Here is a 17,304-nt window from a genome sequence, read left to right as displayed (position 1 = left end):
AGGAAGCAAGCCATGTCCGACGACCCCACCCCACCCGCCGAGCCCGCAGAACCGCCTACCGAACCGGCTCAGCCCCCGACCGCCATACCCACACCGACGCCACCCGCGCCAGCATCGGCACCGGAGGAAGCCGAAGCGCAGGACCCGGTCCAGCTGGGGGCGGTGATCGCCGAGCTGCGACGTGACCTGGAAAGCGCCCGCACCGACGCCTCGGCCGCCCTCGACCAAGCAGCCCAGCAAGCACGCGAGGAAATGGTGCAGGAGATCGGACGCGCTCTGGGCCTGGTCGCCGACGAGAACACCGACCCCGAGCAGGTCATCGCCGAACTCACCGACCGTGCCAGCACCTCAGACCGCAGGCTGCGCGACTACCGGATCAAAGACGCCATCGCCGCGGCCGCCGACACCCATCGTGGCGACAACAAGCTACTCGTCCCGTACCTGCGTGGACTCGGCGCCCTCGACGAACTCGACCCGGACGCAACCAATTTCACCACCCGAGTCGACGCCCTGGTCGCTGACGCCATCACCACGAACCCGAAACTCGCCAACACCCCACCCGTCGAGCGCTCCGGTGGGGAGTTCAGCGCAGGCAACTCCACCCCGCCCGCACCTGCGGTCGAGGACGACATCGAGGCCATCCGCCGCAAAGTCCGCGACTCGATCGCCGACTCGCGCACCTAGGAGACCACCGTGCCCAACACCTTCCTCACCCCCGACGTCCTCGCACGCCGCAGCCTGGCCAACCTCTATGAGCTCACCGTCATGCTCCCGCTGGTCTACCGCGACATCTCCAGCGACTTCGGCCCGCAGAAAGTCGGCAACACCGTCAACGTCAAACGCCCCCCACGATTCGTGGCCACCGAATTCGACCGCGCCCGCGGCATCGTCATCCAAGACACAACCGAATCCAAGATCCCCGTCGTGCTCGACACCATCGCCGACGTCTCGGTCGAAGTCACCTCCGAAGAACTCACCCTCGACATCGAAAACTTCGACGAGCAGATCCTGCGCCCCGCCATGGAAGCCATCTCCCAGAAGGTCGACCGCGACCTGCTCTCGCTGCGTGCCCAGGTCACCCAGCACTGCGGAGCAGACGTGATGGAGGGCGGCACCGGGCGACTGTGGGAGAACCCGGAAAACCTCATCGAGGCCGGTCGCCAGCTCGACATCCAAAACGTCCCCGCGCCGGGACGGCGCGCGGTCGTCGGCCCGACCACCAAGGCCCGCTGGCTCGGCAAACCGCTGCTGCTGCACGCGGACAAGAGCGACTCCACCGCCGCGCTGCGGCAAGGCTCGATCGGACAGCAGCTCGTCGGGTTCGACACCTTCTGGAGCCAGAACGTCGGCCAGCCGCCCCCCACTCCTGTGCCCGGCCAGCCGAGCACCGAAGTCGGAGTCGCCTTCCACTCGACCGCCTTCGCCTTCGCTTCCGCGCCGATGGAACTGCCGCCCGGCGCCGAGGTCTTCACCGTCCAGTACAAGGGCCTGTCGATGCGTGTCGCCATGGACTACGACATCCGCCACAAGACCACCGTGATCTCCGTCGACACCCTCTACGGCGTCAAGTGCCTCGACCCCAACCGCGCCGTCCTCCTCAAAGGCCCCGACGCCACCGCTGCTCCCGCATCAGCACCCGACGCTGGAACGGGTGCGCCCGCGGAAACTGCGACCACGGCCAGCAAGCGCTCCGCAGCGAAGACAGGAGCTGCGGCCGCGTGATGCTCGTCTACGCCAAACCCACCGACCTCACCAACCGTCTGGACCCGATCCCGTCCAACGCCATCGCGCTGATCGAGGCAGCCTCGGCCCGCGTCCGCGACATCACCAGCAACGACCTCTACGACATCACCCCGCCAGGACTACCTGCCGACGACGACTTACGCGACGCATTACGCGAAGCGGCCTGCCTCCAGGTCATCGCCTGGGCCGAAGCCGGAATCAACCCAGCCACCGCCGGGCGGAAGGCCGAGATCGCCAGCCAAAGCGCCGACGGCGGATCGGTCTCCTACAGCCGGCCCGACCCCGCCGCGCTGCGCCGGGCATCTGAATACCTGTGCCACGAAGCGGTTCTCGTGCTCCGCAACGCGGGCCTGGCCAGCGGGCGACCACTCATCTGCTGATGGACACACCCAGCTACCCGCACGGAGTGATGATCGAGATCTACCGCGAAGGCGAACCCGACGCCTACGGCGACCTCCGCGACGCCGACGGCCAACTGCTCGACCGCTACGCCCACCTCAGCCACACCATCGGCCCCTGCGCGATCTCCTGGACCACCAGCGAGGAATACATCGACGGCGAAACCATCACCGTCGCAGTACAAGTCACCGCGCCGGTGGGCTCGGATGTACGGTCCGCCGACCGCGCCAAGATCGCCGGAGACACTTTCCGAATCGTCGGTACCGTCCTCGACCCGAGAAACTCCATCACCGGTTGGTCACCGGGCAGGCGCTTCCGCCTCGCTCGGGGCTTCTGACAAGGAGGGCCGGTGGACTTCGACCCGAGCAATAACGAACTCGAACTTGCTGTCGGCCTCGGCGAGAACACCCGCCAGATGCTGCAACAGGTCGTCGAGCTCGGTGCGGACTACTGGCGCACCCGATCTCATCGGCGTACCGGCCACAATGCCACCTCGGTGATCGGCTATGTCGATCCTGGCGGCGGCCACCAGTTCGGTGTCGTTTACGCCTACAGCCGTTATGCGCTCTATCGCGAGGCAGGCACCCGCGACACCGCCGCCGAGCACGTTCTGGCCGACTTCGTGAACCTGATCGAGGGGCTGTGATGCCTACCTACCCGAACGTGCACGAAGTGCTCATCGCCCTGCTGTCCCCGATCGCGACAACGGTAAAGGCCAAGCGGCAAGGACAGCCGGTGCCCTACACCGTTGTTCGCCGAATCGGCGGAGCAGAGGACAGCATCACCGACCGGCCGATTGTCCGCGTCGACAACTACGCTCACACCGACGAACAAGCCGAGCAGATTAAAGAAGCCTGCCGCCAACGCATTTCCGAGGCTGGCTGCACCCTCGTCAACGGCATCCTCATCGACACCGCCAACGAGATCACCGGCGGCCAGGACGTCCCTGCTCCCGACCCCAACGACCGGAAACAGACGGCGGTCTATCAGCTGTCATTCAGAGCGCTGTAGGGCTTGTCGCCGTGCTGGCCAGGCTCACCCGCCAAACTTGAGCCCAACGCCTTAACGACTACAGCGCTCCCGCGCTGCTGAAGACCAGGATCACCAAAGGCAGTGCCGCGCAGAAGCATGCACCGCCGGTGGCCAAGGCGTTCGGCAGCCGCTGCCCGCCTACATGGGCGAGTATGGCCGCACCCATAGCCGCGATGATCGCCAGCAGGACTGCGACTACCACCAGCAGTGCCCGAACACTGAGTGCAGGTTGCACTTCAACCTCCTGAGTAACGCCTGAGATGCGTGTCCTAAGAGTCCCTCCGACGTCAGAGGTCGTCTACTATCCGAGAGAACTTCGATACAACTCGGGACTATCCAGGACTAAAGGGAGTGCTCGATGGGACGGCGCCGGAAGCGGCTGGACCCGAATCACCCGCTCGCGGCATTTGCTACCGAACTCCAGGTGCTACGCGACACGGCGGGGAAGGCGGGCGCACCCGACGCGGTGCCCGGAATCTCTAAGTCGACCTACTACGCCTGGCTCTCTGGCTCGCGCTTGCCGAACCGAGACGAGTTCGAGATTCTCGTCAGAGCGTGGGGCGGCGACGTCGGCCACTGGATGCAACGAAGGCGGGAGGCGGAAAGCGTACTGGCAGAAGCGGCGGCTGCATCCCCGTCGCGAGAGGCTGCGATCAACCGGCCTACGGTGGAAGGGCAAGAAGCGCCACAGCCACCCGTCCGGCAGTCTGCCCAGGCTGAACGACCGTTGGGTGCGGCCGAACGTCGGTACGCCCTTCGCCTACGCGCGCTGCGGAAAGCGAAGATCGAGAACTCCCGCCAGATACTCATGATGATGGGGTTCGGTAGGCAGCGAGCAAACGACCGCACCGCCTTAGCCCTCCTTGCATTTGTCCGGGTCGGCCCTGAATCTGAATGGAGCCAGGCTAAACGGCCCATGATGCGAACGGTCGAAATTCTGGATTGGATGCGCACCGAATATGCGGTGGACTCCCCTCCGAGCGCTCGCGGGACTCTGCGAAGGTCCGTACTGGAGGGATTCATTGATACCGGTATCGCCGTTATGGATCCGGACGATCCAAACCGGCCAGCAAACTCCCCAAGACGGTGCTATCAAGTCAGCGCTGCCGTTCACGAGCTGCTTGCTACTTACGATGACGAAGATGGCTTCGCTGACCGGATGATGAAGTATCTAGCGGAACGCCAACTTCCTCCGCCGCGTGACGATTATGCTGTGCGGGTAGTTCGTCAGAGGCTCCATGCGCCTAGTCCGCCTAGTTCTTCGGCCACGCTGATTTCGAAAATCCTGACAGATTTCTGTGATCGGTATGCTCCGAATGGCAAAGTCCTTTACGTCGCCCACGCGAACAGTAAGGAGCGTCTTGTTGAACCTGCGGGACTTTCCCCCCTGGGCATCACGGCCGATCTCTATGATTTGTTGCCCGACGTCGTCGTGCACATAAAGAAAAAGCATTGGGTCATTTTGGTCGAAGCAGTTACTACCCACGGGCCCATCGACCTCAAAAGGCGTCAAGAGCTGGCCGGTATCTTCAGTGGTGTGCCGGTAAATCTCTCCTTCGTTTCGGCATTTCCGTCCCGTAATGAGCTCCGCAATTTCCTCAAAAAAATATCTTGGGATACCGAAGCGTGGTGCGCTGACGATCCGTCGAATCTCATAAGCTTCGGAGTCGGACGCTCACTCGCTACGAATAAATAACGGCCTGCCGTCTCGGGGGCCATCGGGTGCAGATATTCGACTCGTGCGCCGAAGTCAAATCTACCCGCCGCCGCAAACCTGGCCAGGTTTGTGACGGCTAAGTGTATGTGGAGAGGAACTCGCATGGTGGCAACCACTTTCGAGCAGATCGTCAATACGAACAAGGATCTACTGCTCAAGCCACTCAAGGGTGCGGTTCTTATCGCGCCGATGAGTGTCGGTGTCCCGATCAAGTTCACCGCAGGCGCAGATGCGAAATTTCAGTCGCTGGAGGACTATTCGTCGCTGGGGTTGATCGACAAGGCCGGTGGCCCACAGTTCCGGCCCGAGCAGCAACTCTCGGAGACCGAGAGCTGGGGTTGGCTCGAGCCGACCCGATCCGACATCGTAAAACGGGACATGAGTGTCGGTTTCACCGCGCAAGAGTTCAAACGTGCAGTGCTGGAACTGGTTTCGGGTCGCAGCCTCGCAGACGTGCAGGCCGACGCGGTGACCAAGGAGGTGTCGTGGAATGAGCCAGTCGCGCCGGACACCATCTATTACCGAGTGATCTTTTTGTTCGTCGACGGTGTCGGTGCGCGGGAGAAGTGGGTGCTGCGGATCATGCCGCGCGCGTCGGTGACCGAGGTTGGTCAGCAGCAGTGGAATTCGGAGAACATCGCGGCGTGGCCGATCACGGTCAAGGCGACCGTGGACGACAAGCTCGGCTACTCAATGCGCAATGTACTGTGCGGTCCCGGCGTCGGAAACCTGGTCATCCCCATGGGCTTCACCGTCGCCACACCAGCGTCGCCCCCACCTGCAGCCGACAAGAGCGACACCGAAAGCACACCGAAGAAGGTGGCATAAATGCCGAACTCCTCCAAGCGCCGCAAACCACGCCGCCGTAACTCCGGGACCGTCGCGCCGGAGAAGTCGACGTGGCTTCAGATGCGCGACGATGCCCGTGCGAGCAGGAAGCAGAAACGCAAGCGCCCCTACATGTTCGACGGCACCACCCCACCGACCCCGATCCATGAACCCGACACCGTGTGGCAGGTGCTGACCCTCGCGGCGCTGCTCGACGGCCAGGACATGCCCGCCGGCCGAATCCGGGAGTTGTTCGAGGCCATGTGTGGCGACGGGTTCGAGGCGGTGTGGGCTGTGATCAAGAGCGAGCCGGTGGAAGTGTTGTGGCCGTTGTTCGATGCCATCAACCGCCATTTCAGCTCGCTGCCCGACCCGGAGCAGGCAGGTGAGCTGCCGGGGGGCTGACTGGCCTCGTGATGCTCATCGAGGACTTCGGTGAGCACATCGAGGCCGACCTGTTCACCCGCGGGTGGGACCTGCTCGATTACATGCGTGGCGAACGCCCCTGGACTCAGCTGATCCGGCTGCTAGGACGGCAACCGATGTGGTCGCACTACCAGGCCGCGCTACTGATGGACCCCGAACTGGGCGAGCTCCGCGCTGCCGAACCCGAGCCCGAAGATGCGGAGCCGCCTCCGCTTTCGCCGCTGCATTACGACCTACCAGCACTGTTGGCGTTGCGGCATATCGATGTCACCAAGGAACTCATCCGGGTCGTCGCGTCGGTGTTCGGCGAGAGCCCTGCTGCGCCGTTGCCGCCTGAGCCGCGACCGATGACCGCCGAAGCGCACGCGCGTGCGCGTGCCGACCGGGATCAAGTGATCGACGTGCTGTCGCGGCTGGGAGTCCAACTGTAGAACGGCGGTGAATCGGTGGCGCAGCCCTATTCCGCCGGTTCGGCCCGCATGACCGTTGTTCCGGAGCTGGCGCGCGACTTCGTCACCCGCCTGCGCGGCCAGCTGCAGCGGATCCGAGAGAACCTCTCGGTACGGATCGTGCCGAACCTGGGCGAGTTCGCCACCGACCTGCGCGCCAGGCTGGCACGGTTGCGGAACTTCACCGTGCGGGTCCGGCCGGACCTGGACATGGCCGGGTTCGCCGCCCGGCTCAATGCCGCGCTGGCACCGTTTCGTGGCCGGGTGATCCGGATTCGGATCGAGATCGACAACTCCCAGCTGCTGTTGCTGTTGCAACTGCTGGCGCAGCTCAATCGCGCTGGGGGTCCGGCCGGGATGTCGATGGGGCGGCTCGGGTCGGTGATGAGCCTGGCCTCGGTCGCCGCCGGAGTGCTGAAAGCGGCCCTGATGGGCCTAGTTCTAGGGTCGCTGTTCCCACTGATCGCGGTCGCCGCGCAAGCCGCTGGCACCCTGGGATTGCTGCCCGCGGCCGCCGCCGCGGCCACGGCCGGAATCGCGACGATCGCGGTCGGCGTCTCCGGGGTCAAAGACGCTTTCGCCGCGGCCAAACAGATGTCGGAGACCTCAGGCAAGGACGCCGAAACCCGTTCTCGCGCCATCGCTTCCGCCCAGCGCGGCGAGCAGCAAGCCACCCGTGCGGTCGCCACCGCTCGCACCGACCTCAACCGCGCCTACGCCGACGCAGCGAAACGCTTGCGCGACCTCGAGCTCCAGGCGCGCGGCGCGGCGTTGAGCGAAGGCGACGCCCTGCTCTCGATCGCCGAAGCCCACCGGGACCTGGACCAGCTGCAATCCACCGACCCTTTGGAGTACGTGCGCGCCAACCAGCGCGTCGCCGAAGCCGAGCAGCAACTACTCGAGACGCGAGCCCGCCGCGCCGACATCGACGCCCAAGCCGCCGACGCCCACGCCAAAGGCATCAACGATGCCGATGAAGTCGTCGCCGCGCGCGAACATCTCGCCGACGCCGAGACCCAGCTCGCCGACGCCCGCACCGCCCTGGCCGACGCGAGTGCCCAAATGTCGCCTGCGGTCGAGGCATTCGAGCGGGCCATGGCCAAACTCTCGCCTGCGGCTCAGGATTTCGTCACCAAGATCCGCGGACTCGGCACAGAGTGGACCAGCTTCCGCATGGCCGTGCAGCAGCCACTGTTCAACGGTCTCGGCGACTCGGTCGTGGCACTTGCCGATGCCCAACTGGGGCGTGTGCGTGAGGGATTGGCCGGAATCGCTACGGTGATCAACGCCGGTGTCCGACACATTCTCGATGACCTGGCGATCCCGGCAACCGGGGTCAAGCTCGAGAAGATCTTCACAGGCGCCCAAGCCGCGATCGGCCCGCTGATCGACGGCGTCAACGACCTGCTCCAGGGCCTGCTATCCCTGGCCGGGGTCGGTTCGGAATTCCTGCCGGATGCGAGCCGCTCGTTCGCTGACACCATGGCCAGCTTCCGTGCTTGGGCTGAAAGCCCGGACGGGCAACAGAAATTCCGGGACTTCCTCACCGACTCCCTCGACGCTCTCGACCGCATCTGGGAGCTGGCCAAGTCCATCGGCAAAGCCCTGGCCGGCCTGATCACCACCGCCGAACCTTCGGGTGAGTCGATGCTCGAGTCGCTGGTGCGCAACCTCGACCGATTCTCGACCTGGCTGAACTCACCCGAAGGCCGCCAAGCGATGAAGGACTTCTGGGAAGACGTCCGCACCACCGTCACCAACCTCGCCAACCTCGTGGTGTGGATCGGACAAGCCGCCGAGAAGATCTACGAGTTCCTGGATGCGATTCGAGACATCACCGGTATCAACATCTTTCAGGGTGCGCTGTTCACCCTGATCGACAACCTCGAGAAGATCCCCGAGAAGTTCGACAAGATCCGCGAATGGCTCGACGAGCGTCTGCCCGGCTCACTGGTCGGGGCGGCGCTGAGTCTGAGCGGGTTCGGGGACTCCCTCGACACCCTGCACGCACGGGTGTCGAGCATCGTGTCCGGGATCGGCGATGCCTGGGATGGGCTGCGTGAGCGCACGGCCACGCCGATCAACTGGGTCATCGAGCACGTCGTCAACGGCGGATTCCGTGCGGCCTGGAACGCGATCCGCACCGTGGTGCCCGTGCTCACCGAATGGACCGGTGAGGTTCCACTCATCCCGATCACTCGCCGCGCTACTGGTGGTCCGGCAGCCGAAGGCCGAGTCGTTGGTCCTGGTTCGCGGACCTCGGATTCGGTGCCCGCGTTGTTGTCGCGTGACGAGCACGTCTGGACCGGCGCCGAAGTCGATGCCGTCGGCGGGCACGCGGCGATGCTGCGGCTACGCCGCTCCGCCCTCGCGGGGCAGCTGCCCCGCTTCCGTGACGGGGGTGGGCTGTTCGGGTCGGTCACCGACTGGATCGGTGACCGCTTCGCCTCAGCCACCGCGGCAGTGCGCGCGAAGATCGCGGAGCTGTTTCTCAACCCGGTACAGGCACTGGTCGACACCGTGCCCGATTTCGGTGGCGGTGTCGGGGAACTGCCCCGCGCGACGCTGGCCCAAGTCACCGATTCCGCCGCCGAGCTTATCGCCGGCCGAACCGCTGGCATGCGCGCCGGAGCCGATGCCCGCGCCACGGCACTGCCGCCCGGCGAGGGAGTGCAGCGGTGGCGGGCGATGGCCATCGAGGCCCTCAAACGCGTGGGCTTCGACCCCGCCCAGGTCGACATCATGCTCTCGCAGATCGAGTCGGAGTCCGGCGGAGACCCCGACATCGCTCAGCAGATCGTCGACGTCAACGGCACCGGCGAAGCCGCAGGCGTCGGTTTGTTGCAGATCATTCCGGGAACCTTTGCCGCACACCACGATCCGGATCTTCCCAACGATCGGCGCGACCCGTTCGCCAACATGGTCGCGGCGTTGCGCTACTACAAATCCCGCTACGGGCTGGACTTGTCGCAGATGTGGGGCCGCGGGCACGGTTATGACTCCGGCGGGATGTGGGAGCCGGGGACGCTGGGCTGGAACACCTCCGGCAAGCCCGAAGCGGTGCTGACCCACGATGAGTGGCGATGGTTGCGTGAACTCATCGACTCACGCGTCCCGCTCGTGCCCGACCAGCAGAAACCCGGCTTGGATGATCCCGCCCGCAAGGGGCTGGGTCTGGATACGTGGGACAGCCTCGGGCAGCGGGCGACCGAGTCGTTTACCAAGGCGGGCAAGGAATTCCTCGGCGGCCAGCTCGATGACGCCCTGTCGGTAGTCGGTGCCCCGAACCCGTTGAACTCCGAACGCGTGCGCGCACTTCAGGACTATCAGCGCTCCTATGAGGTGTTCGAGGCCACCAAAGCCGCACGCGCGGCAGGGACCGCGGACTACCAGTCGCTGATGAATCAGGTCGCGCCACCACCGGTGCCCACCGTCACCTCGCCAGCGGGGCCGATGTCACACACCGACAACTCGACCCACATCACCGTCCAAACCCGAGACGTCGACGAAGGCTACCGCCGCGCCCAACAGATCGCGGACCTACGCGCACTCCAATACACCGCGAGGGGGTGAAACCACTGCTGGTGCACCCGGATTCGGTCAGCGTCGAGGTCTTCGGCGTCGATGACTCGCATTGGATCATCAACGGCCCCCACGCCGATCGCGATGTGATCACCCTGGCCACCAGCCCGAAAGGCATCGGGGATGCTCCGGTCACCACCAGCTACAAGTCCTCGGTCTACCAGCGCGGCGCGACCTATCAGGGCAAACGCTATCTCAAGCGCGACATTACCTTCGCCGTCACCATCCACGGCAGCGACGAAGAGGAATGGGAGCTGCGGGATTCGGGGTGGCGCAACGCCTGGGACTACGAACTCGATCAGTGGGATCCCGATGCGACGCTGACGAAGTTGCAGATCAGCACCGACCGCTCCACCCGCTGGCTGTGGCTGGCACTGGATCGCAGCATCGAGTTCGAGTCCGAACGCGACCCCCACTTGCTGCGCAAATCGGTTGTGCCGATGGCGGTTACGGCCGCGCAGCCGATGTGGGAAGAACCCATGAAGGTGACTTCCTGGGAGAGCGGGCAGGGATCGGGTGAAGGGTTCATCGAGGTCTCCAACCCCACCGATCTCGAGATGGCACAGAAATGGGTGCTCACCCGCGGCAGGTGGCGGATCCCGGACCTGTCGTGGATCGGCAAGAAGTACCGGCGCACCCCCGGCGGGCGGTTCGGGAACCGGATGATCACCTTGCCGATGCTCGGTGACCGGGAAGGCGGAGCCCGCATCGACCTGGACCCGGACAAGCTCTACGTGCGAGACCTGGTCGGCACCAACCTGATCGGCCGATTGGGCGGATTGCATTTCATGCACCGTATTCCGCCGCGCACCCCGCCGACGCTGCTGCCGATCAGCGTCACCGATGCCCCGGTCGGCGGCGCGCGGGCCGAGCTGCGTCAGCCGCGGTTGTGGACGAGGGCGTGGGGTCTGCGGTGAGCGTCGATCTCGACTCGATGAGCTTGGCGCAGCAGTGCGAGGCGATCTGGGACGCCACCCTGGCTGCAGAACGTGCCGACGACCTCGATCGGCTCGCTCAACCACTGGTGCGGCTCTGGGACGGGCACTGGCGCCTGGCCGGGATCATCTGCTCGGAATACCGCGCCGAGTTCACCTGGGTCGACAACGACACCGGCACCGCCTTGGTCGAGATCCCGCTGTCTGACCCGCTGGCGCGGTGGGTGTGGCGCACCCGCGCGCGCATCGAAGCCGGTGAAGGCCGCAACATCCACATCACCTGCGACAAACCCGACGGCACCCGGTGGTCAGGGCATCTGCACGATCACTCGATCGAACGCCGTGCCGACGGCAGCCAGGTACTCACGCTGCGGTTCGTTCACGATTTTCAGCACCTGAAGGCGTATCTGATCTGGTCGAACCCGTTCTTCGGCCCGGAAGTCCAGATACCGCGTACCTTCGGCCCGATCCCCGGTCCGGCGCGGTGGGCGCTGAAACTGCCGCTGCTGCTCAACGTCATGCGTGAGCAGATGCAGCAACACGGCTGGCACCTGCCCGACGATCCGCTCGACCCCGCCTCCTGGCTCGGCGCGGTCGGGCTGGACATGTCGGACTGGTCAGTGGTCGTCGTCCCGACCAGCTTCGCCGAAGACCTGGCCGCCGGAACCCTTTGGGCGGTACCGCATTCGCGGTTCAAGTACTGGTTCGACATGGCCCGCGACATCCTCGAAGACGCCGAACTGTCGGTGCGGTGCCGTCGCTGGCTCGAAGGCGACCCGCCACCGTGGCCCGGTGCGCCCCGGCTGCGTCACGGGGTACTCGTCATCGACATCGTGAATTCCTCGGGCTTCTACAGCGACACCTCCAGCGGCGGAAACCCTTTCGACGGCCTGGCCCGCACGGTAGCCCGCTTCTCCGAGGACTTCATCGACACCATCGTTGAACCGATCGTTGATCCGGTCACCCCTGCCGACTACCTGATTCCTGGTCGTCGGCGTACCGATGTCACCACACCGTTCGTGGTGTATTTCGACAGTCCCGAGACCGGTATCGAAACCTCCAAATTCACCGAGACCGCTGCTACCGCAGTGCAAGTCGTGACCGGAGGGCAATCGATGCCGGGGGTCGCGGGCGCCCCACTCCCATACGGGGGTGGGGCACCCGCGATCCGACCCAGCCGACGAGGGTCTGTCAGCCGCCATACAGATGGCCGGCGATCTCCTGGCCGCCGCCATCGTCCTGCCGCCCGTCGGGGGCGCCACCGACGCTTTATTGCGCCCTTTATATCAAGGAACGCTGCTGGCCTGGCATGCGGTGAAATCCAATGCCCGAGAACAGAACTCGGGCTGGTCGAGACTGTTCGAGTACCTCGCAGGCTCGCCGGGGCGGGCCTACACGATCGCGGCAATGATGGCCCTGCGCAAGGGCTTTCACGATACACGAGCCTGGTTCTCTCACGAGATCACCGTGCGCGACGGTGCGCCCTTCGTCATCGGCGAGGGCGGGCACTGGTTCATCGGTGACCGCATCGGCGCCACCGCGCCCGGTGATGACACCTACACCATCCGCGTCGACCGCGTCCGCGAACTCACCCTGGCCTGGGACCGCGACCAATTCCCCGAATGGCGCCCCGTCATCGGCGACCCCACCGGCAACAAAGACCGCGGCCAACGCACCCTCGACATGGTCTCCGACCTCGTCTCCGGCGTGCACGAACTGGGGGTGATGGCATGAGCCCGGACGGCCAGTTCCCCATCCGCGACAACTGCGACCCCACCGACCCCGAAGAAGCGTTCCTGTGGATGCTCGTCGGGCTACCAGGGCTCAAGGGCGCACCGCTGCTGTTGCCGGTCCAGCACCTGCGCGCGGTCTCACGCCGACTGTGGGACTGCGGAGCACGCCCGATCGAAGACCCCGTCATCAAATACCGGCCACCACGCGCCGGTGACCCGCACTGGCTCCTCTCACCGGGCACCTGGGCCGACATCGACGACCCCGACCCCGAAGAGGTCTTCGACGTCCGGCGATTCGTGGCCGAACTCCCGCTCCGCCAACGCCAGCAACTCGCCGCCGCCCTCGGGTTGACCGGCACCGTCGGAGATCAGGCACCACCGGAGCCGATGCTGCCGGTCACCCGCCCGGTCACCACCGAGGCCACTGCCTCCAACGATGCACCGCCACAGTTCGACCCGACTCGACGCGGCGTCAAGGCCGTGCTGGCCTACCTGCGCAACGCCGAGCCCGAGGAACGCGAACGGGTGCTGGCCATCGAGCGCCACCTCGGCAAAGCCCGCCCGGCGATCCTGTCGCGCTACCAGCGCGCCTGAACCAAATACTCTCCGAGAGAAAGGGTTTCGCATGCCCGCACGTTACTGGCCGCTGCCTTCAGGTCATGTGGTGACCTCACCGTTCGGACCACGCGAAGACGGCTGGCATTTCGGTGCCGACTTCGGCTGGCCCGGCGGCTCGGCCGGGCTTGCGGTCTACGCCTGCCAGGGCGGCACCGTCGTGCGCGCAGGTCCGGCACGAGGATTCGGCCAGTGGGTGGTGATCGACCATCCCGACGCCGACGGCTCAGGCACCACCGTCTACGGCCACGTCCGCCCGAATGTCGTTCCGGGACAGCGGGTCGAGGCCGGGCAGGCGATCGCGGTGATCGAACCCGACCGTGCCCGCAACGGGGGCGCCGCCCCGCATGTGCACCTCGAATGGCACCGCAGCGTCCTCAGCCCACCCGGGCCCGATGTCCTCGACCCGCTGCCGCAGCTCGACGGCGCGGCTTACCCCTGCACGGAAGGAGATGTATTGACCGAGTTCGGTATCGACATCAGCAACCACCAAGGCGAGTTCGACTTCGCCCGCGCGGAAGCCGAAGGCATGAGCTTCGCCACCCACAAGATCTGCGAAGGCACCTGGCAAGACCCCCAATGGCCACGGGCCCGCGAGCAGATGCCCGCCCACTTCCAGTACTGGGGCGGCTACGTCTACTGCCGCCTGGGCACCCACCCCGACGCCGAGGCCGACGCCTTGGCCAGCTACGCCGACACGACCATACCTATCCAGATCGACTACGAAGACCTCACCGGCACAGCGACTCTGGCTGACCTGCTCGCGCGCGTCGACGCCATCACCGCCCGCGGATTCGCGTTGCTGCCTATCTATCTGCCCCGCTGGTACTGGCGCGACAACATGGGCTCCCCGGACCTGTCCGCGCTGCCGGTGCCGATATGGAACAGCCACTACGTCACCGGCATCGCCACTCCCGCCCAGCTCTACCCCGGCGATGCCTATCCCGGCTGGAACCCGATGGGCGGCAAGGACATCGCCATCCTCCAGTTCTCCTCCACCGCCGCGATCGGCGGACAACTCATCGACGTCAACGCGATCCGCGGCGGTACCGATCAGCTCGCCCGCATATTCAGAAAGGAACCCGATATGCAGCTCACCGACATCATCATCAACAAAGACGGCAACCCCGTCACCCTCGTCGACCTACTGGCCTCGCTCGACATGCACGCCTCCTGGGTCGTGGACCAGCTCGCCGGCCCCGACTCCCGTCGCCAGCCCGGTCCCGGCCTGGACCCCACCGGCTGGCCCCAGCTCGACGGCAAATCCGTCGTCGACTCGGTCGCGTCCGCGCACGACAAGATCGACGCCGTCACCACCACTCTGGGCCTGGTGCAGGACAAGATCCAGGTCATCCTCGAATCCCTCGAGGCCGACCCCTACATCGGCCGTCACCGCGCCCAGAAGCCGGAGTAGGCGATGGGATGGCTCAACGCCGAGGTCGTCCAGGCATTCGGGGTCGCGCTGGCCACCGTGATCGGTGCCTTCACCGCCCGCCAGGCCGGGCAGGTCCGCAAACTCCGCGACCGCGTCACCGAACTAGAAACCCAGGACCGCACCGACGTCGAACGCTTCCGCACCATGGTGCGCCTCATCCGTGCGCTACTGCATCACCGTGACGAACTCACCGGCCTGCTCGCCCAGCACGCCCCGGACGTGAAACCGCCCGAGGCACCAGCGATCCCGGATTGGCTCGCCACCGAATTGTGACCACACCCAACAAACCGACACCCGATGGGTCCTGGAACCTCGGCGCGTTCCGCCGGTTCCAGGACCAATCACCCGAAGACGCCAAAGCCGCCATCCGCTCCGGAGTCATCGGCGCCTACACCGGCGCGCAGAACACCCACCGCCGCGAAGTCCGCCAACCCATCCAGGCACGTCCCACCTACGACGAGATCCCCACCGACATCCCCCTGTGGGCCAACCTCACCGCCACCGACGACACCACCTTCCCGCTAGCTCTGCTGGCACGCCAACCCGACAAGGACGGGGTCCTCAACGAGCCACCGTTCTACCAACCCGCCACCGGCGCACTCGAAATCGGCATGATCCGCACCACCCGTGACCGCGAATATCGTCAAGTCGGACTCATCATCGGCCCCGCCGGATGGTCATTCGTCAACAGCGCCTTCGTCGCCGTCTACAGCCTCAACCAAGACAACGGCGACCTCTCGCTGATCTGGGACAGCGGCGACATCAAATCCGTCCTCAACTACGCATCCACCCAATACCGGTGGGACATCCCCACCATCGACGCCCGCCAAGGCGACGTCTACGGCGTCGGATTCCTGGCCAACTACGTCGGCATCGGCTACAAACTCGCCTCCGTCGCCCGCTGGATCATCAACCAGCCCTGGGGAACTCAACCCACCCACCCCTACTACTGGACCCGCGGCTACGACGGCGGCGGCACCGGTGGTGGCCTGCCATCCCCACCACCGTTCCTCATCCAGGCCCACCTCGGCACCAACCACTGGTGGCCCTGGTTTCTGCTCGGCTGACCGCCTTTGGCCTGCACTGGCACACCCCGGAAGGCTCACCCATGCCCGAATCACCCTGCCTCACAACCGATGACACCGAACGGCTGCGCCAGCCGCCACGACTACGCACCATCCGCTTCGGCTGCTTTCGGCTCACCTACATCCCCGATGGCCACGTCGGCCTCAAACCCCGCGGCTGGCTACCCGAGACCACCGACGAGGACTGGAGCGCCAACGCCGACCACCTAGATGCCAACGGCAATCTCGTCGCCGGGCTAGGTGGGCTCCTCGTCCAGCGCGGTCGTCGCGCACTGCTCATCGACGCCGGAGCCGGACCGATCACCATGCCCGACAACCCCGCCAACCCGATGACCGGCGCCATGCTCTCGGGCAGTCTGCTCGACAACCTCGCACGCGTCGACGGCCTGGGCCGCATCGACTCGATCGCGATCACCCACCTGCACTTCGACCACCTCGGCTGGACCCTACGACCTGCTCCTGGCAACGACCAGCGCCCCTTCCATACCGCCCGCATCCACATCGGCGAATACGAATGGAACTGGTGGCGCTCGCTTACCCCCGCCATGATCGACACCTTCCCTGGATGGGCCAAACCCAGCATCCTGAACCGGCAGGTCCTGGACCCCATTGCGGCCCAAGTCCACCCGGTCAGCCACGGTGCCAAAATCTTCCCTGGTGTACACGCGATGACGATTCCCGGCCACTCCACCGGCCACACCGGATACGTGATCCGATCCCGCGGCCGCCGCATGATCGTCTTCGGCGACGCCCTACACTCACCGGTCCAAGTAGCCCACCCGGAATGGATTTCCGCCTCCGACTACGACCAGCACGAGGCCGCATTCCACCGCCGTCTGCTCGTGGAGCGGCTCGCCGCTAGCGGAAACCGCGCCTTCGGCGTTCACTTCGCCGACGTGCCCTTCGGTCGGGTACGCCGCGATGACGCCGGCCGAACCCACTGGGTTCCCTGCGACTGATCCGAGGGACCTCACGTGGTCGACTATCTCGGATACCGCCCGCACAAGTACACGATCGTCCTCACCCGCGGCGCGGCCTTCACTCAACGCTTCGAAGTCATCGGCACACCGCTCCCGCAGGGCACGGCCTCCTGGCTCGACATCTACGACAGCGACGACGAACTCCTCACTACATGGCACGCCACCGCGATCAGCGCCGCAGCCGTCGACTACCTCATCGAGCCACACCAGACCGCCGATATCGCCGTCCACGGCCGCGCGAACTACTACCTCTACCTCTGCTACCCGGACACCACTCTGCCCTACTGCTGGTTCCGCGGACCGATCGTCCGCGAATAGTCAAGCAGCTCAGCGCATGAGCTCGAA

21 protein-coding genes are annotated in these 17,304 nt (G+C 65.6%); 20 read left to right on the top strand and 1 reads right to left on the bottom strand.

Annotation, left to right across the window (positions count from 1 at the left end; translation table 11 throughout):
• The first annotated feature begins 12 nt into the window (after positions 1-12).
• Genes ACIA8C_RS26920 through ACIA8C_RS26895 form a run of 6 tightly spaced genes read left to right on the top strand, consistent with a single transcriptional unit; the run spans position 13 to position 3,153 of the window.
• A complete protein-coding gene (locus tag ACIA8C_RS26920) occupies positions 13-684 on the top strand; it encodes a hypothetical protein (protein ID WP_397139318.1) in 672 nt (223 codons plus the stop codon).
• Positions 685-693: 9 nt separating this feature from the next.
• Positions 694-1,722 carry a P22 phage major capsid protein family protein gene (locus ACIA8C_RS26915; protein WP_397139316.1) on the top strand — a complete coding sequence of 343 codons (1,029 nt, stop codon included), beginning with the start codon at positions 694-696 and terminating at the stop codon, positions 1,720-1,722.
• Entirely contained in the window at positions 1,719-2,123 is a 405-nt protein-coding gene (locus ACIA8C_RS26910) for a hypothetical protein (protein WP_397139314.1), read from the top strand. The genes ACIA8C_RS26915 and ACIA8C_RS26910 overlap by 4 nt, the downstream gene beginning before the upstream one ends.
• Positions 2,123-2,479: a hypothetical protein gene (locus ACIA8C_RS26905; RefSeq protein ID WP_397139312.1), complete on the top strand. Its 357-nt coding sequence runs from the start codon at positions 2,123-2,125 to the stop codon at positions 2,477-2,479. Before ACIA8C_RS26910 ends, ACIA8C_RS26905 begins: the two co-directional genes overlap by 1 nt.
• Before the next feature lie 12 nt (positions 2,480-2,491).
• Entirely contained in the window at positions 2,492-2,788 is a 297-nt protein-coding gene (locus tag ACIA8C_RS26900; RefSeq protein WP_397139310.1) for a hypothetical protein, read from the top strand.
• A complete protein-coding gene (locus ACIA8C_RS26895; protein WP_397139308.1) occupies positions 2,788-3,153 on the top strand; it encodes a hypothetical protein in 366 nt (121 codons plus the stop codon). Before ACIA8C_RS26900 ends, ACIA8C_RS26895 begins: the two co-directional genes overlap by 1 nt.
• A 58-nt stretch (positions 3,154-3,211) precedes the next feature.
• On the opposite strand, the gene ACIA8C_RS26890 is transcribed toward ACIA8C_RS26895, so the two are convergent.
• Positions 3,212-3,409, bottom strand: coding sequence for a hypothetical protein (locus ACIA8C_RS26890; protein ID WP_397139306.1), 198 nt, complete (start codon positions 3,407-3,409; stop codon positions 3,212-3,214).
• A gap of 123 nt (positions 3,410-3,532) precedes the next feature.
• Between ACIA8C_RS26890 and ACIA8C_RS26885 the strand changes: the two genes are divergently transcribed.
• From ACIA8C_RS26885 to ACIA8C_RS26820, 14 genes are all read left to right on the top strand, one after another.
• The gene (locus ACIA8C_RS26885; protein ID WP_397139304.1) at positions 3,533-4,870 is read left to right on the top strand and encodes a BsuBI/PstI family type II restriction endonuclease; all 1,338 of its coding nucleotides are present in this window, start codon (positions 3,533-3,535) and stop codon (positions 4,868-4,870) included.
• A gap of 123 nt (positions 4,871-4,993) precedes the next feature.
• Positions 4,994-5,719, top strand: a complete 726-nt coding sequence (locus tag ACIA8C_RS26880; RefSeq protein WP_397139302.1) for a hypothetical protein — start codon at positions 4,994-4,996, stop codon at positions 5,717-5,719.
• On the top strand, positions 5,720-6,124 hold the full coding sequence (locus ACIA8C_RS26875; RefSeq protein WP_397139300.1) for a hypothetical protein: 405 nt from the start codon (positions 5,720-5,722) through the stop codon (positions 6,122-6,124).
• An 8-nt stretch (positions 6,125-6,132) separates the two neighbouring features.
• Positions 6,133-6,576 carry a hypothetical protein gene (locus ACIA8C_RS26870; RefSeq protein ID WP_397139298.1) on the top strand — a complete coding sequence of 148 codons (444 nt, stop codon included), beginning with the start codon at positions 6,133-6,135 and terminating at the stop codon, positions 6,574-6,576.
• Between the two features lie 15 nt (positions 6,577-6,591).
• A complete protein-coding gene (locus ACIA8C_RS26865; protein WP_397139296.1) occupies positions 6,592-10,167 on the top strand; it encodes a hypothetical protein in 3,576 nt (1,191 codons plus the stop codon).
• Positions 10,164-11,093 (top strand): hypothetical protein, encoded by a 930-nt coding sequence (locus ACIA8C_RS26860; protein ID WP_397139294.1) that lies wholly within the window; start codon positions 10,164-10,166, stop codon positions 11,091-11,093. The genes ACIA8C_RS26865 and ACIA8C_RS26860 overlap by 4 nt, the downstream gene beginning before the upstream one ends.
• Positions 11,090-12,634, top strand: a complete 1,545-nt coding sequence (locus ACIA8C_RS26855) for a hypothetical protein (RefSeq protein ID WP_397139292.1) — start codon at positions 11,090-11,092, stop codon at positions 12,632-12,634. The genes ACIA8C_RS26860 and ACIA8C_RS26855 overlap by 4 nt, the downstream gene beginning before the upstream one ends.
• On the top strand, positions 12,579-12,845 hold the full coding sequence (locus ACIA8C_RS26850) for a hypothetical protein (protein ID WP_397139290.1): 267 nt from the start codon (positions 12,579-12,581) through the stop codon (positions 12,843-12,845). Before ACIA8C_RS26855 ends, ACIA8C_RS26850 begins: the two co-directional genes overlap by 56 nt.
• Positions 12,842-13,438, top strand: a complete 597-nt coding sequence (locus ACIA8C_RS26845; RefSeq protein WP_397139288.1) for a DUF2744 domain-containing protein — start codon at positions 12,842-12,844, stop codon at positions 13,436-13,438. Before ACIA8C_RS26850 ends, ACIA8C_RS26845 begins: the two co-directional genes overlap by 4 nt.
• Before the next feature lie 31 nt (positions 13,439-13,469).
• Complete coding sequence (locus ACIA8C_RS26840; protein WP_397139286.1) at positions 13,470-14,873, top strand: peptidoglycan DD-metalloendopeptidase family protein; 1,404 nt, start codon at positions 13,470-13,472, stop codon at positions 14,871-14,873.
• 3 nt (positions 14,874-14,876) lie between these two features.
• Positions 14,877-15,167, top strand: a complete 291-nt coding sequence (locus tag ACIA8C_RS26835) for a hypothetical protein (protein ID WP_397139285.1) — start codon at positions 14,877-14,879, stop codon at positions 15,165-15,167.
• Positions 15,164-15,961, top strand: a complete 798-nt coding sequence (locus tag ACIA8C_RS26830) for a hypothetical protein (RefSeq protein WP_397139283.1) — start codon at positions 15,164-15,166, stop codon at positions 15,959-15,961. The genes ACIA8C_RS26835 and ACIA8C_RS26830 overlap by 4 nt, the downstream gene beginning before the upstream one ends.
• 41 nt (positions 15,962-16,002) lie before the next feature.
• Positions 16,003-16,938 carry an MBL fold metallo-hydrolase gene (locus ACIA8C_RS26825; RefSeq protein ID WP_397139281.1) on the top strand — a complete coding sequence of 312 codons (936 nt, stop codon included), beginning with the start codon at positions 16,003-16,005 and terminating at the stop codon, positions 16,936-16,938.
• Between the two features lie 15 nt (positions 16,939-16,953).
• Positions 16,954-17,277 (top strand): hypothetical protein, encoded by a 324-nt coding sequence (locus ACIA8C_RS26820; RefSeq protein ID WP_397139279.1) that lies wholly within the window; start codon positions 16,954-16,956, stop codon positions 17,275-17,277.
• The last annotated feature ends 27 nt before the right edge of the window (positions 17,278-17,304 follow it).

This window comes from Nocardia sp. NPDC051321 (genome assembly GCF_044455225.1).
In the GTDB taxonomy this organism is placed as follows: domain Bacteria; phylum Actinomycetota; class Actinomycetes; order Mycobacteriales; family Mycobacteriaceae; genus Nocardia.
The sequence above is the reverse complement of the archived record's forward strand: the minus strand, read 5'-3'. Positions and strand labels throughout refer to the sequence as shown.